At 55.6% G+C, this 13,750-nt stretch carries 13 protein-coding genes; 6 read left to right on the top strand and 7 right to left on the bottom strand.

The genetic code is table 11. The features are described 5' to 3' along the window. The first annotated feature begins 88 nt into the window (after window positions 1–88). The 4 genes from AC2TCY_RS01215 to AC2TCY_RS01200 all read left to right on the top strand — a co-directional run bounded on the left by AC2TCY_RS01215 (window position 89) and on the right by AC2TCY_RS01200 (window position 4,363). Window positions 89–922: an ABC transporter ATP-binding protein gene (locus AC2TCY_RS01215; protein WP_480844939.1), complete on the top strand. Its 834-nt coding sequence runs from the start codon at window positions 89–91 to the stop codon at window positions 920–922. A gap of 19 nt (window positions 923–941) precedes the next feature. Further along, window positions 942–2,159: a phenylacetate--CoA ligase family protein gene (locus AC2TCY_RS01210; RefSeq protein ID WP_480844938.1), complete on the top strand. Its 1,218-nt coding sequence runs from the start codon at window positions 942–944 to the stop codon at window positions 2,157–2,159. Window positions 2,160–2,275: 116 nt separating this feature from the next. Further along, on the top strand, window positions 2,276–3,940 hold the full coding sequence (locus AC2TCY_RS01205; protein ID WP_480844936.1) for an ABC transporter permease: 1,665 nt from the start codon (window positions 2,276–2,278) through the stop codon (window positions 3,938–3,940). Window positions 3,941–4,012: 72 nt separating this feature from the next. Further along, window positions 4,013–4,363, top strand: coding sequence for a DUF2794 domain-containing protein (locus AC2TCY_RS01200; protein ID WP_480844935.1), 351 nt, complete (start codon window positions 4,013–4,015; stop codon window positions 4,361–4,363). Here AC2TCY_RS01200 and AC2TCY_RS01195 read toward each other — a convergent pair. The 3 genes from AC2TCY_RS01195 to AC2TCY_RS01185 all read right to left on the bottom strand — a co-directional run bounded on the left by AC2TCY_RS01195 (window position 4,360) and on the right by AC2TCY_RS01185 (window position 6,928). Next, window positions 4,360–5,097 carry a C40 family peptidase gene (locus AC2TCY_RS01195; protein WP_480844934.1) on the bottom strand — a complete coding sequence of 246 codons (738 nt, stop codon included), beginning with the start codon at window positions 5,095–5,097 and terminating at the stop codon, window positions 4,360–4,362. The two genes, AC2TCY_RS01200 and AC2TCY_RS01195, sit on opposite strands and share 4 nt — an antisense overlap. Continuing rightward, window positions 5,094–6,476: a leucyl aminopeptidase family protein gene (locus tag AC2TCY_RS01190; RefSeq protein ID WP_480844932.1), complete on the bottom strand. Its 1,383-nt coding sequence runs from the start codon at window positions 6,474–6,476 to the stop codon at window positions 5,094–5,096. The genes AC2TCY_RS01195 and AC2TCY_RS01190 overlap by 4 nt, the downstream gene beginning before the upstream one ends. 62 nt (window positions 6,477–6,538) lie before the next feature. Continuing rightward, window positions 6,539–6,928 carry a hypothetical protein gene (locus tag AC2TCY_RS01185; protein ID WP_480844931.1) on the bottom strand — a complete coding sequence of 130 codons (390 nt, stop codon included), beginning with the start codon at window positions 6,926–6,928 and terminating at the stop codon, window positions 6,539–6,541. Between the two features lie 144 nt (window positions 6,929–7,072). Here AC2TCY_RS01185 and AC2TCY_RS01180 point away from each other — a divergent pair, with 144 nt between their 5' ends. Together AC2TCY_RS01180 and AC2TCY_RS01175 are read left to right on the top strand one after the other, a co-directional pair. Then, on the top strand, window positions 7,073–7,723 hold the full coding sequence (locus AC2TCY_RS01180; RefSeq protein WP_480844930.1) for a carbonic anhydrase: 651 nt from the start codon (window positions 7,073–7,075) through the stop codon (window positions 7,721–7,723). Window positions 7,724–7,805: 82 nt separating this feature from the next. After that, window positions 7,806–8,342, top strand: coding sequence for an SRPBCC family protein (locus tag AC2TCY_RS01175; protein WP_480844929.1), 537 nt, complete (start codon window positions 7,806–7,808; stop codon window positions 8,340–8,342). 35 nt (window positions 8,343–8,377) lie between these two features. Here the strand turns inward: AC2TCY_RS01175 and AC2TCY_RS01170 are convergent, their stop codons facing one another. From AC2TCY_RS01170 to AC2TCY_RS01155, 4 genes are all read right to left on the bottom strand, one after another. After that, the gene (locus tag AC2TCY_RS01170; RefSeq protein ID WP_480844928.1) at window positions 8,378–9,295 is read right to left on the bottom strand and encodes an endonuclease/exonuclease/phosphatase family protein; all 918 of its coding nucleotides are present in this window, start codon (window positions 9,293–9,295) and stop codon (window positions 8,378–8,380) included. Window positions 9,296–10,142: 847 nt separating this feature from the next. Then, window positions 10,143–11,297 carry a hypothetical protein gene (locus tag AC2TCY_RS01165; protein ID WP_480844926.1) on the bottom strand — a complete coding sequence of 385 codons (1,155 nt, stop codon included), beginning with the start codon at window positions 11,295–11,297 and terminating at the stop codon, window positions 10,143–10,145. Between the two features lie 271 nt (window positions 11,298–11,568). After that, the gene (locus AC2TCY_RS01160) at window positions 11,569–12,591 is read right to left on the bottom strand and encodes an aspartate-semialdehyde dehydrogenase (RefSeq protein ID WP_480844924.1); all 1,023 of its coding nucleotides are present in this window, start codon (window positions 12,589–12,591) and stop codon (window positions 11,569–11,571) included. A 113-nt stretch (window positions 12,592–12,704) separates the two neighbouring features. After that, window positions 12,705–13,742 (bottom strand): glycosyltransferase family 4 protein, encoded by a 1,038-nt coding sequence (locus tag AC2TCY_RS01155; RefSeq protein ID WP_480844923.1) that lies wholly within the window; start codon window positions 13,740–13,742, stop codon window positions 12,705–12,707. Window positions 13,743–13,750 lie beyond the last annotated feature (8 nt).

Below are 13,750 nucleotides of genomic sequence, written 5' to 3'. Positions count from 1 at the left end.
GGCGCCGACAAATCCCGAGCGGCGGTACCGCTGCCGCTCGAACCCCAAAAGGCCCGGTTTTCCGGGACAGGCATGAGGACACGCGCTGATGCTGGATGCGGCACAAACCACTGACGTGCAGGCGGAAACCCTGCTTGAGGTCAACAATATCGAGGTGATCTACAATCACGTGATCCTCGTGCTGAAAGGCGTCAGCCTGTCCGTGCCCAAAGGTGGGATCACGGCGCTGCTGGGCGGTAATGGCGCGGGCAAGACGACCACGCTCAAAGCGGTCTCGAACCTGCTGCATTCCGAGCGCGGCGAAGTCACCAAGGGTTCGATTAAATATCGCGGCGAGAGCGTTCATGAAAGCGACCCGGCTGTTCTGGTCGAAAAGGGTGTCATCCAGGTGATGGAAGGCCGTCATTGCTTTGAACACCTGACGGTCGAGGAAAACCTATTGACCGGCGCCTATACTCGCAAAGATGGTAAGGGCGCGATCCAGCAGGATCTTGAACTGGTTTACAATTATTTCCCCCGTCTCAAGGAACGCCGCCGCTCTCAGGCAGGCTACACCTCTGGCGGTGAGCAGCAGATGGTTGCAATGGGCCGCGCGCTGATGTCCCGGCCCGAGACGATCCTGCTGGACGAACCCTCGATGGGTCTGGCACCGCAGCTGGTCGAAGAGATCTTCGGCATCGTGAGGGACTTGAACGAACAGGAAGGCGTGTCTTTCCTGTTGGCTGAACAGAACACAAATGTGGCTCTAAGGTTCGCGCATTACGGTTATATTCTGGAATCGGGTCGTGTGGTAATGGACGGCCCCGCCGCCGACCTGCGTGAGAATCCGGACGTCAAGGAATTCTACCTTGGTATGTCCGAAGAAGGCCGCAAGAGTTTCCGCGACGTACGCTCCTATCGCCGCCGCAAGAGGTGGCTGTGAGCGGATGGAGGATCAGGCGATGACATATTTCGACGCACTCGAAACGCGCTCCGCGGACCAGCGCGCATCCGATCAGGCGCAGGCGCTGCGAATTCAGATCGAACGCGCGAAATCCGCGCCTGGGTTCGTTGCCCATTTGGCGGATGTGGATATTGATGCGGTTACCTCGGTTACCGATCTGCCAGTGCTGCCGGTACTGCGGAAATCCGATCTGACACAGGCACAGGCGACGCGACCTCCGTTTGGTGGCTTTACCGTGAAACCGGCGCGACATTTCCACCATGTGTTCCAGTCGCCGGGGCCGATCTACGAACCGGGCAGCACCGATCACGACTGGTGGCGGATGGGGCGATTCGTCCATGCAGCAGGCGTCGGCCCCGGTGATATCGTCCACAACTGTTTTGGTTATCATCTGACACCAGCCGGCATGATCTTTGAAAACGGCGCCCGCGCGGTAGGCGCTGCGGTGCTTCCCGCCGGGACTGGTCAGACAGAATTGCAGGTTACAGCTGCGCGTGACGTTGGGTGTACCGCTTATGCAGGTACTCCAGATTACCTGAAGGTCATTCTGGACAAGGCTGAAGAGATGGGCGTTGGCCTGAATTTCTCAAAGGCTGTTGTTGGTGGCGGGGCGCTGTTTCCCAGCCTGCGTCAGGATTATGCCGATCGCGGGATTTCTTGTCTGCAATGCTACGCCACGGCTGACTTGGGTAACATCGCCTATGAAAGCCCAGCGATGGAGGGGATGATCATCGATGAACACGTTATCGTGGAAATCGTAACCCCGGGCACTGGCACTCCGGTCGCTCCGGGTGACGTGGGCGAAGTTGTGGTTACCTCGCTCAATCCTGACTATCCGCTGATCCGATTTGCCACTGGTGACCTGTCCGCGATCATGCCGGGTGTTTCACCGTGCGGTCGCACCAATTTGCGCATCAAAGGCTGGATGGGCCGCGCGGACCAGACCACTAAAATCAAAGGCATGTTTGTCCGCCCCGAACAGGTGGCTGCGCTGGTCGAAAAACATGATGAGATCGTCAAAGCCCGTGTCATCGCCGCGCGACAAGGTGAGATGGACACGATGACAGTTCAGATTGAAAGCCCCAGTAGCAACGGCGACGCCTATGCCAAGTCTGTGGTCGAAGTCCTGAAGCTGAAGGGAGCGATAGAGGTTGTCGCCCCCGGGTCACTGCCTAAGGACGGGTTGGTGATCGAGGATCAGCGCGTCTACGAATAAGGTGTCTGGCAGTATCTGCGGCAGTATGTGCCGCAGATTTATTGGTCGCCCCACTGGCGTTTCCGAGCATTTTGGTCGATTAAAGGCAGAACCTTCGGGACCGTCAGTCACAAGCCATGGCCGAAATCGAATATTCAGAACACGGAGCACGCAATCGAGGTGTGCTGGGCACCCGACTTGTCGGCGGGATCGCTTATACCGTCGCTGCGGCGTGCCTTTTGCCGATGTTGGCCGTGATTTTGGCCGCAGTGACCGGTGGAACGGAAACGATATCGCATTTGTTAGAGACTGTTTTGCCTGGGTACATGATGACCACGGCAATACTTGTGGTGCTGGTGGCCATCGGTACATTCTCAATCGGCGTGGGCGCCGCGTGGCTGGTTACCATGACTCGCTTTCCCGGTGTTCGGGTTCTGGAAGTTGCACTTGTGCTGCCCTTGGCTTTTCCGGCTTATGTGCTGGCCTATGCCTATACATTCATTCTGGATCACCCCGGTATCGTGCAAACGACTCTGCGGGATGTAACCGGGTGGGGACCGCGGGATTACTGGTTCCCCGAGATCCGCTCGACCGAGGGCGCAGCCGTGATGCTTGTTCTCGTTCTTTACCCCTACGTCTACCTGCTGGCCCGTGCCGCGTTCCTGCAACAAAGCGCCACAGCCTTTCTGGCAGCGCGGGCATTGGGTAATGGCCCGTGGTCAGCCTTTTGGCGCGTCTCACTACCGATGGCGCGTCCTGCAATTGCGGGCGGCGTGCTACTGGCCGTGATGGAGACAATCGCTGACTTTGGTACCGTGGCCTATTTTGGTGTGCAGACCTTTGCGACAGGGATTTACACAAGCTGGTTCTCGATGGCCGACAGGGCAGCCGCCGCGCAGCTGGCGCTGTGCCTTCTGGCATTTGCCCTTGTCATGGCCGTCAGCGAACGAACACAGCGTGGCAAGGCAAAATACTATCAGGCCGGGAAGCGCCATTCGGTTCTGCCTGCCGCTGAGCTGAAGGGGTGGCAATCTCTTGCAGCGTTCCTGCTATGCGCAATCCCAGTCCTTTTCGGGTTTCTGCTGCCTGTGGTGATCCTTGTGCAAATGGGGTTGGAATCCGAGCAAAACCTCATGTCACGCCGCTATGTCGGATTCATTCGTAATTCACTGACTCTGGCTGGAACGGCGGCCGTTCTAACCGTTTGCGCGGCCGTATCAATTGGGTTCTATCAACGCCTTAGACCTGGGCGGGGTTCAGCCACTACAGCCTATTTGGCGCGTCTGGGCTATGCCGTTCCGGGCGGAGTGATCGCCGTGGGACTGATTGTGCCATTCGCAGGCTTCGACAACGCACTGGATGCATGGATGCGCCAGACTTTCGGTATCTCGACCGGCTTGCTGGTTACGGGTTCGATCTGGCTGCTGGTTGCGGCATACATGATACGGTTTCTGGCCGCCGCGTTGAGTGCCTATGAGGGTGGGCAAAGCACGGTACACGCCAACATGGACGCGGCCGCGCGATCGCTGGGTCAGACTCCGCTGGGAACATTGCGACGGGTTCACCTGCCGATTCTGACGCCTTCCCTGCTGACCGCGCTGTTGATCGTGTTTGTCGATGTCATGAAGGAATTACCCGCAACATTGATCATGCGGCCCTTCAACTTTGACACATTGGCGGTACAGGCTTTCAGGCTTGCCTCGGACGAACGGCTTGAGGGCGCGGCGGTGCCCTCGCTGGTTATTCTGGCCGTGGGATTGTTGCCGGTTATTCTGATCTGTCACCAGGTTGGGCGCCGTTAATGGTGCTTCAAAAGTACCACACTGATTTCCACCGGGCTTGATTCAAATGCAATTTCCGGCAAGGCTGGTCATATGAACATGCAGCCTCCAAGCCGGTTTCCCTCACAATCGGCGCAGATGCCGGTGGCTTTTGACCGGCGAGAGATGTCTCAGATCCTGTCCGTCTATGGCCGGATGGTTGCCGCGGGGGAATGGCGAGACTACGGGATTTCAAACCTGCGAGAGACGGCGGTATTTTCGATTTTTCGAAGATCTGCGGAGCATCCCATCTATCGCGTGGAAAAGCACCCTCGTTCGCGCATGAGACAAGGGATGTACTCGGTCGTGGGTATGGATGGACGTATTCTGAAGCGCGGGCATGACCTGCGTTCGGTGCTGCGTGTGTTGGAACGCAAGCTAATCCGATCAGTTGATCCGGATTAAAGCCTTTTATAGGCGGTAACCGGCCCGTCCCCCTGAGCTTTGATGCGGGCAATTGCCTGATCCATAGGTTCCAGTGCCACCGCCATATGATAAGCATTTGAATGCAGCAGCAGATTGTCTGCGGCGACCCAGGCGACATGCCCTTTCCAGAACAGCAGATCGCCACGTTTGGCAGGAGTGCCGGCAGGCACGGCCGTTCCCAACGCACGCTCCTGCTCACTGCTGTCGCCTGGACATGGAATGCCACAGGCCAGCAGACAGGCTTGCACCAGGCCGGAACAGTCCAGCCCAAACCGGCTGTTGCCGCCCCAAAGGTAAGGTGTGCCTAAAAACAGTTCGGCTGCAGCCACCGGATCATTCAGGCGGGAATAGGTGGGCACAGCATGAACAGCGGGAATAAACCCCAGTGAGGTCTCCAGAAATCCGTCCTGCTCGGACAGCGCCCGTATTTTACTGCCAAAGCTCAACGAGGTTTGATCGGGACTTTTCAGATCCGGCTCTGCGTAGGCGTGTGTCGCGGCCGCAACGATCCAATGCGTTTGCGGCTCAATCTGCCCCAAATGCTCTGAGACGACCCAGCCGGAGTAGCCATCCTTTTCCGCTGTGACCCTGCTATACGCCTCATCTTCTTCGGCCACCGACACCATTTCTCCGTACAGCAATTGCCGATCCCGGGGGCCATCGGGGCTGCGCAGCAGGTCGACGACGGGTTGGATTACGCGCATTTGGGTCATAGGCTAAGAATCTCCGGCAAGGCGGTCAGCAAGGTACGCGGTCCTTGTCCAAAGCCCCCTTTGCTGCGTCCGGGTTCTTTGCTGCGTTGCCACGAATAGATGTCAAAGTGCATATAGCGGCTATTGCCTACAAAACGCCTCAGGAACAGGGCTGCGGTAATTGATCCGGCGAACCCGCCGGAAGGCGCATTGTCCAAGTCAGCGATACCCGGTTCGATCAGCGCCTCGTAAGGGTCATGAAAAGGCATCCGCCAGACTGGATCTGCTGCCTGTTGAGCGGCCCTTGCCAGAATCCCCGCAGCGTGTTCGTCATCCGTGTAAAACGGAGCCAGATCCGCCCCCACGGCAACCCGCGCAGCACCCGTCAGGGTTGCCATCGAGATCATCAGATCCGGATTACCTTCCTGCGCCAAAGCCAACGCATCTGCTAGAACCAGACGCCCCTCAGCGTCGGTGTTGTTAATCTCAACTGTCAGGCCGCTACGCGCGGTCAGGATATCTCCGGGGCGAAAGGCGTTGCCGGCGACGGCATTCTCGACCGCAGGTATCAGTACCCGTAATCGCAGCGGCAGGCCCAGCGCCATGATCATCCGGGCGAGGCCCAGCACGTTGGCTGCTCCGCCCATGTCCTTTTTCATCAACCCCATCGCCGCAGCCGGCTTCAGGTCTAAACCGCCGGTATCGAAGCATACACCTTTGCCGACCAGAGTCAGCTTTGGCCCGGTGTTGCCCCAGTTCATCTCGATCAGACGGGGCAATTGTTCCGCAGCCCGGCCTACAGCGTGGATCATGGGAAAGTTCTGCTGCAAGAGCGCCTCACCAATGACCACATCGCAAGACGCGCCGAATTCCTGTGCCAACGCTTCGGACGCTGCCTGCAATTGCGCAGGCCCCATGTCCGAGGCGGGCGTGTTGACCAGATCGCGAGTCAGTGCTTCGGCGCTTGCCATGGCCTCGATGCGGGCGGCGTCAATCCCTTCAGGGGCAATCAGCCGCGCTTTGGCTGGCGATTGCGAGGCATAGCGGTCAAACGCGTAACCCGTCAGGAGCCAACCAAGGCATTCCGTCTGCGCGACTGCCTTGGGCAACCCAGAAGCGATGCGGTATGTGCCCTCGGGTAAAGCTTCGGCAGCAGCGGCTAACGGAAACCGCTTGCGTGCGCGTTTCGCCTCGGTGCCGTAGCCCGCCAACGCGAAACCCGGTGATCCGTTTGCCTCGGGAACCAGCAAGACCTGGCCCACTGCGCCGGTAAACCCGTTGGATACAACCCAGGACTTCACCATTTCCGGCTGGTCTTTGAGCCAGCCTTCCAGATCGGGCTGGGCAACAAGGTGCAGGGCAAGGGCTGGATCGGCGGGCGAAGCGAAGGACAGGGTCATGGGCGTCTCGGCTGGTTCGGTCGCGCCCAGACTATCCGTCCACACCCCGCCCGCAACCCCCGTCAGACCGAAAGATCCTGTTGATCCCAAACGGCGGTCAACGAACGTTCACCTACGTGGATCAACCGGTTGAGCGTGGCCCCGGTGGCTACAGCGTCTCCGGCATCGACCGTGTGCACAACGTCACCCGCCACCCGGGCCAGCGCAGTCATCCCAACCTGATCCGAGATCGCGACCAGCGACTTGGCGCATTTGCGAAGACCTGCCCAGTCGCGCTGCCGCCAGAAGCGTTCGCAATTGGACAGGCGCAGGGCCAGTTCCTCGATGGTTCTGCACAATACGTCCATCGTGTTGGCATCGCCGAGCGAACCGCAAAGCCCACTCAGGCGGTCCGGATCCAGACGCACGGATTCCTTTTGTTCAAGTGTGATTATCTTATCCACCACATTCACCCCATTCGTTACGCCCCCACGGCGTGGGCCGATACTGACGTGAAATCCCTTTGCAAATCGTTGCCTGCAGTTTGGATAATGTCTCGAATTTTGTGCGAATTCAGGTTACATCATCCAGCAAACGTAAAGACAGGGACATGAAGAATGGACTTTGCCAAACCTCTGCCGAATTACTTGGTGAAACGGTATCATGGCTGGAAAGCCACGACCTATGCCGAAAACCAGGTGTGGTACAAGCGGCTGGCGACAGAAGGTCAGCGACCGCGAGCAATGGTGATTTCGTGCTGCGACAGCAGGGTGCATGTAACATCAATGTTTGGCGCAGATCAGGGTGACTTCTTTATTCACCGCAATATCGCCAACCTTGTGCCACCCTATTTGCCGGACGGAGATCACCACGGCACCAGTGCTGCCATTGAATACGCCGTTACGGCGCTGAAAGTGGCGCACCTTATCGTGTTGGGTCATTCCCAATGCGGCGGGGTGCAGGGGTGTATAGATATGTGCAAGGGAAAAGCGCCCCAGCTTGAAGCAAAGGACAGTTTTGTCGGGCGCTGGATGGACATCCTCAAGCCGAAATATGATCTGGTCGCCGATGTAGAGGATAGTGTTGATCAGGCGCGGCAGTTCGAACGATATGCGGTCGTAGCCTCGCTTGAGAATCTGATGACCTTCCCTTTTGTCGCCTCAGCCGTTGAAGAGGGCGCGCTGAGCCTGCATGGGCTATGGACCGATATCGGTGAGGGCGGTCTGCAATGCTATGATCCGAAGGAAAAGGTCTTCACTGTGGTCTGAAGAGAGCAGCGCGGAACAATTCTCTGACTTCGCGCTACTTTTCGGTAGGCTGGTCGTATCCAAATTGGATTCGGAGCCTGCCATGAGATTGATTAAACGAATTTTCGGGACCTTGTTGGTTATTGTTCTGGCGTTGGTTGGCGTGTCCTACCTGCTGCCAGGTAAGGCACAGGTATCCCGCAGTATTACAATCAATGCGCCTGCCGAGAAAATCTTTCCATTCGTGAATTCGATGCAAGAGACCGAGAAATGGTCCCCCTGGCTGTCCCGAGATCCGGAAACCAAGCTGGCCTATAGCGGTCCTGAGGCGGGGGTCGGAAATACCTTGAACTGGAGTTCTGATCACCCACAGGTGGGAACCGGATCGCAGGAGATCGTGGAGAGCATCGATAATCAGGTGGTGAAAACCGCGCTGGATTTCGGTCAGATGGGAACGGCGTCCGCTACTTTTGTACTGCAGCCCGAGGGTTCGGAAACACAGGTCACATGGGGGTTTGAATCCAATCTGGGCTTGAATCCCATGGCACGCTGGATGGGGCTTATGATGGATAAATGGGTTGGTGGAGATTATGAACGCGGGTTGGAAAACCTGAAGGCCCTGGTCGAAAATGCGACCTAGTAATCAGTCACTTTCTGCGCTTCTGCGCTTCTGCGCTATTGCAGCTGAAACCGTGCCAGTTTACCCAGATGGTCCGACCCCAAATAAGGACGCATTTCAACTGTCCCCGTCGTGCCTTTTGGGAACAGAAGATTGTCGATCGACAATGGCAATGTCCAGCTGCCGAAGTAATGCGTGTTTTCGGTTGTCCCAAAAATTTCATTGCCTGCCGCTGCACCAATCCGTTTCACACTGGCGCCCCACGGCACCATGTTGAAATCGCCGCCAATCAGTACCGGACCATCCAGTTCTGCGATGCGCTCGGCGATCTTGCGACTTTGCTCGGATTGCTCGAAAGGGAATGGCCAATACAGATGCAACGATACCGCCCAAACGGGATCACCGTCAGGCGTCTCGACCTGTAACCCGGCCAGCCCATAGCCAGACATACAGAATTCAGACCCTTCGACGACCGGCAAACTTGTCAAAACGGCCACCTCCTGATGGGGGCGAAATCTGCAGAAAAGTTTGGTCGGATAGTGCTCGTACATGTTTGCCATGTATTTGCGGTTGTGGCTGGACACTTCTTGCAATGTCACGATGTCTGCATTCGACGCAATGATGTCGTCGGCCAGTGAATAGCGTGGCCAGGCCCTGCTCAGCAGGTTCTTCTGGTACAGCGTCAGGCATGATCCGTTGCAGTCTTTCGCGGGCGCGGTAAACCCCATTGCGATCGAACCGATTGCGATGATGGCTGCCACCAAGGCGGTCAGCGCCAGGTACTTGGCGCGCATGAAAAAAAGAATGACTGCAAATACTGCGAGCAAGACACCGGTCTGCGGACGTAGCAGAGCAATGGAATCCCCGGCCGCGAAGTAGCTTCCGGTAAACCCGAATATCACCAGCCCGATCAGGATGGCCGAGCATCCTCTGATCAGGGTTCGCCCAAGCCTTTTGTTGGTCAGAACTTGCATTCGCTGCCTCAACTGCCGCGTCGGGGATAACGAGAGCGGCTTCGCTGTTCCACGCCCCGTTGGAATTGCCTGACGATCAGGTGGCAAGGACCATCGGGTTTGTCAACATCGGGAAGAAGAAGGATTTAAACCGTTATCGTCAACCAACCCCGATGCAGAATCGGTTAATTAGCCGGCCTCCGGGTAGATTAAGAAGCCGATAGCTCTTCCAGTCTGCTAGGCGTTCAGCCAAAATGGGTGACCGGGGGTAGGATCAATCTCTTAAGTCAAAATTCCCTGATTGTGGTCTCCTTTCCGACGGATTGGCTTGCGTTGGCCGAGAAACAGTTGAGCCATTTTGTTCGGAAAACGAATCTCATTCCAAATGCGGAGCGCCCCGGGTTAGCTTGAAAACTGTCCATACAGATTCGCGCACGCTCAACATCTTTAAGGAACACGAAATCAGACAGGCACCGCCGCGGTTTCGAGTCAGTACATGACAATTTGCGGCCGACCCTTGGAATAGTTCTGCTATCGGGTCAGTTAAAACGCTGGCCATTAGGGCGGATCATGGGAAGGCAGGAGAATATCGAATGTTTTGAGAACCGGACAGCCAGAACCATGCTGTATTTTCGGTTAGGTGGTTATAGCACAACATTTTTTGTCTTTCCGCCCAACGGAAGCCGGATTCCGGTCACTTCCTGTCTGAGGCCTCTCTCAGCATAGCCCGATTTTGCGCAATAAAGAGCTGATAGTGAGCATCTGAGGCTGCAGAGGCTTCGAACCCGAAACCGCGCGCCTCACGTGCTGCTCGAGGGGCAGGGGTGGGTAGCCGATAATTGTAACGAAAGGTTGGTCTTCTCCCGATTCAACGCCGTCGAACAAACCGATGGATGTGTTTCCAAGGATAGCGAATAACACTACGCAGTTCCTTTAAGTGTTCGTCCACTTTAGCCCGCGCTTCATCTCTTTCTTTACGCAATTTTACTGCGTCGGTCGCGGTCAATTCATCGATGTCGCGCTTTAGCAAACTTGTGGTTGTCAGCAGAACCCGAAGCATGGTCTGATACTCATCCTCTATCGGGTTTGGTGTCTTGGGCTGCCCTATACCAATTTCTGTTCCGTCGATGACTTGATTGACTTTTTCAAGAGAGTACTCGAAGTGTTCCCGTATGGCTGAAACTTCTTCTCCATTGGGGCCTTCGGTTTTTAAGCCGGGCGACGAGGCCTCGAAACTGTTCCACAATTGGTTGCCAGCATCCTTACCCGATAGCCTATTTACCATCAATAATGCATCGGCTTCACGACGCGTAAGTGATCTATTGACGCGAGTGAAAGTGCCGATTGGATGATTTTTAGCTTTTTGACCCAGTAATGTGTTCAGAAAAAAGCCAATAATGTCTCCGTTGGCGTCTTTATAGTTTAATGCGGAATAAGAAAAACTGGAATTGCTGATACCTTCAATCGAATCCACGACTTCTAGGGGGTCGTTTCTGCATTGAGAGACAAAAGTTCTAAAGTCCCGTTTCTCGCCGTGAACTTTTAAGCATTGCAGGTAAATGGAATAAAAATATTCGGAGAAATCCCGGAAAAGCCAAATAAAGTGCGTATTATAGCCCTTTTTGCGAAAGAGCTCCGTGATATCATTTAGTGTTTCGCTGTCGCTTAATGTAAATACCTCGCTTGAAATCAGGATGTGTTTGGAATTCGTTTCGAAGATATATTCCAAACCTGCTAAAATTTCTTTTCGAGAATGCCTCCGATCCTTTGCATCGGCAATATTTTTGCACTCCCCCAACTGCTTAGCAATTCTACCTACGTTTCCAAGCGTTACGTTGCCCTTTACTGCCCAATGGGTACCCTGCGTTGGGTAGTGAATTCCATTAGAGTTCAGGTAGTCGGAGTGCTCTGCAAAGTAACTCTGGAGTGTTGAGCTTCCCGTCTTGAATAGGCCGGCATGCACAAACACCGTTGGTTCGTCATAAAAGTGCTCCGCAATCGGGGTGGTCGCTGTGTTGCCCATCTGCTTCCTTCTTCTATTCTTGGACAAAGAACTATTGGCGTTCTATTCTTTGCCTTGTCAGACCGTAAGCCCTCAACGTTTTCTTGCTGTGCAGTATGTTAAACTGGGTAATATGCCAATAGCCCTATGGTTTCGGTGGAATTGCCAGTTCCTGTTTGGTGACCGAAACCATAGGGTGCAGGAGAACAAATCTCATTTCAAACTGTTTTCGCTGGCTACTGGTTCCCAAGAGACGACTTATCCAACCACTGTCATCGTCTGCTTCTCCGACTTAACCTTTCTTCAGTACCTCACGGCCCAGAAGCTCGGCGATCTGTACCGCATTCAGCGCGGCACCTTTGCGCAGGTTGTCGGACACGCACCACAGGTTCAGGCCGTTCTCGACGGTCGAGTCCTGACGGATGCGGCTGATGAAGGTGGCGAAATCACCGACGCATTCGGTGGGCGAGACGTAGCCACCAGCTTCGCGCTTGTCGATCACCATTATGCCCGGTGCTTCGCGCAGGATGTCGCGGGCTTCGTCTTCGTCCAGGAATTCCTCGAACTCGATGTTCACAGCCTCTGAATGTCCGACGAAAACCGGCACGCGGACACAGGTGGCCGTGACCTTGATCGACGGATCAACGATCTTTTTGGTCTCGACGACCATCTTCCACTCTTCCTTTGTCGAGCCGTCTTCCATGAAGACGTCGATCTGCGGAATGACATTGAAGGCGATCTGCTTCTGGAACTTCTTCGGTTCAACCTCTGTGGTGGGATTGTAGACCGCTTTGGTCTGATCCCACAGCTCGTCCATGCCCTCTTTGCCTGCGCCCGACACTGACTGATAGGTCGAGACGACAACGCGCTTGATTTTGGCGCGGTCATGCAGCGGCTTCAGCGCCACTACCATCTGCGCGGTTGAGCAGTTGGGATTGGCGATGATGTTCTTCTTGGAGTAATCGTGGATCGCATTTGGATTGCACTCGGGCACGATCAACGGGATGTCGGGATCATAGCGATAGAGCGACGAGTTATCGATTACCACACAGCCAACTGCGGCTGCTTTTGGCGCGTAGACTTTAGTCGCCTCAGAACCGACGGCAAACAGCGCCATGTCCCAGCCGGTGAAATCGAATGTGTCGAGATCCATGGTAGTGAGCGTCTTGTCGCCAAAGCTGACTTCGGTGCCCAGCGAACGACGGCTTGCCAGAACAGCAAGTTCATCGACAGGGAACTGGCGTTCAGCCAGGATGTTCAGCATTTCGCGGCCCACGTTACCCGTGGCGCCAACGACAACGACGCGATAGCCCATAGCATGTCTCCAAAGTTAAGGACGCGCGTTCATAGCCGCGTTGCAGCAAAGAAAAAAGGGGATTCTCGGTAATATTCTTAGGACGGCAGCGAATAGAGGTAATTTCCTGACGCTTAGCTTTGGCCCAGTAGGGATCGATAGACCTTAACGATTTCTTCGGCCTCGCGTTCGATTCGAAAGTTCTCTTCGACATGCTTTCGGGCTGCGGTGCCTGCTGCGGCCATTTTGTTGGGGTCGCTCAGCATGTCGTTCAGGGCCGCGGCGAGAGCACTTGCGTTGTCTTTTTCCACTAGGCGGCCCGTTATCCCGTCCTGAATCTGCGCGCTGAACGCACCTACACCGTGGCATGCAATGGCCGGTACGCCTGAAGCCATCGCTTCAAGCGGTGTCAGCCCGAAACCTTCGTGGCGTGCCGGTGCAACAAACAGGTCCAGCGCACGGTAGATTTCTACGATCTCTTCCCAAGGGCGTTCGCCAAGAAACCTGACCCGGTCTGTCAGACCCGCCTGTTCCAGCTTTTCTTCCTGTTCACGCTGAAAGGATTCGAACTCTTTCGTAGCGTTGCCCGTAAAGATAATCTTGGCGTCCGGGTAGGACGGAAGCACCTCAATCGCGGCATCCACCAGAAGATCGACACCTTTTTGCGGACGGATGCGCCCGAAACATCCAATCAGCGTCCCGGAGGGCAAACCAAGATTGGTACGCAACGCCTCTTTGTCATTGGTTGGGTGGAAGATCTGGGAATTCACGCCATGCATGATCACTTTGGAAGGGCGTTCAAGGAATGACGCAGCCTGAGGCGTTGTCGCGATCAGCGCGTCCATCTTAGCGATCAGGTTTTTCGTAAAACCTGAGTGATTGCGCTGGGCAGCTGATGTAAAAAGAAGCTTGTAGTTCCGCCTAAACACAGTTTTCAGGAACAGGCCCATCAGCATTTCCGTGTTCCGGCGTGCGTGCCACACAATGGGTTTCCGGTTCGACAGAAACAGTGTCTTCCAAAGGCGAATATGCGGGATGTCACTCGGAAGACCCGGGCCAGTCGCGCGAATACCAATCATCTTCGCCTGAATTGGCAAAAGCCGGATAACCGTGGTCGTCACACCAGAGAGGCTGTGTTTCAAATTCGGCGCGATAACCTCGATATCCCGCATTGCGCTCT

It is taken from the genome of Ruegeria sp. HKCCD7181 (assembly GCF_057221055.1).
This window is presented reverse-complemented; position numbering and strand designations above follow the sequence as displayed.

Coding starts and splice junctions, on each gene's coding strand:
- AC2TCY_RS01190 (WP_480844932.1), bottom strand. CDS start 6,476: ATGACCCTGTCCTTCGCTTCGCCCGCCGATCCAGCCCTTGCCCTGCAC.
- AC2TCY_RS01180 (WP_480844930.1), top strand. CDS start 7,073: ATGGACTTTGCCAAACCTCTGCCGAATTACTTGGTGAAACGGTATCAT.
- AC2TCY_RS01175 (WP_480844929.1), top strand. CDS start 7,806: ATGAGATTGATTAAACGAATTTTCGGGACCTTGTTGGTTATTGTTCTG.
- AC2TCY_RS01160 (WP_480844924.1), bottom strand. CDS start 12,591: ATGGGCTATCGCGTCGTTGTCGTTGGCGCCACGGGTAACGTGGGCCGC.
- AC2TCY_RS01215 (WP_480844939.1), top strand. CDS start 89: ATGCTGGATGCGGCACAAACCACTGACGTGCAGGCGGAAACCCTGCTT.
- AC2TCY_RS01205 (WP_480844936.1), top strand. CDS start 2,276: ATGGCCGAAATCGAATATTCAGAACACGGAGCACGCAATCGAGGTGTG.
- AC2TCY_RS01210 (WP_480844938.1), top strand. CDS start 942: ATGACATATTTCGACGCACTCGAAACGCGCTCCGCGGACCAGCGCGCA.
- AC2TCY_RS01170 (WP_480844928.1), bottom strand. CDS start 9,295: ATGCAAGTTCTGACCAACAAAAGGCTTGGGCGAACCCTGATCAGAGGA.
- AC2TCY_RS01195 (WP_480844934.1), bottom strand. CDS start 5,097: ATGACCCAAATGCGCGTAATCCAACCCGTCGTCGACCTGCTGCGCAGC.
- AC2TCY_RS01155 (WP_480844923.1), bottom strand. CDS start 13,742: ATGCGGGATATCGAGGTTATCGCGCCGAATTTGAAACACAGCCTCTCT.
- AC2TCY_RS01200 (WP_480844935.1), top strand. CDS start 4,013: ATGAACATGCAGCCTCCAAGCCGGTTTCCCTCACAATCGGCGCAGATG.
- AC2TCY_RS01165 (WP_480844926.1), bottom strand. CDS start 11,297: ATGGGCAACACAGCGACCACCCCGATTGCGGAGCACTTTTATGACGAA.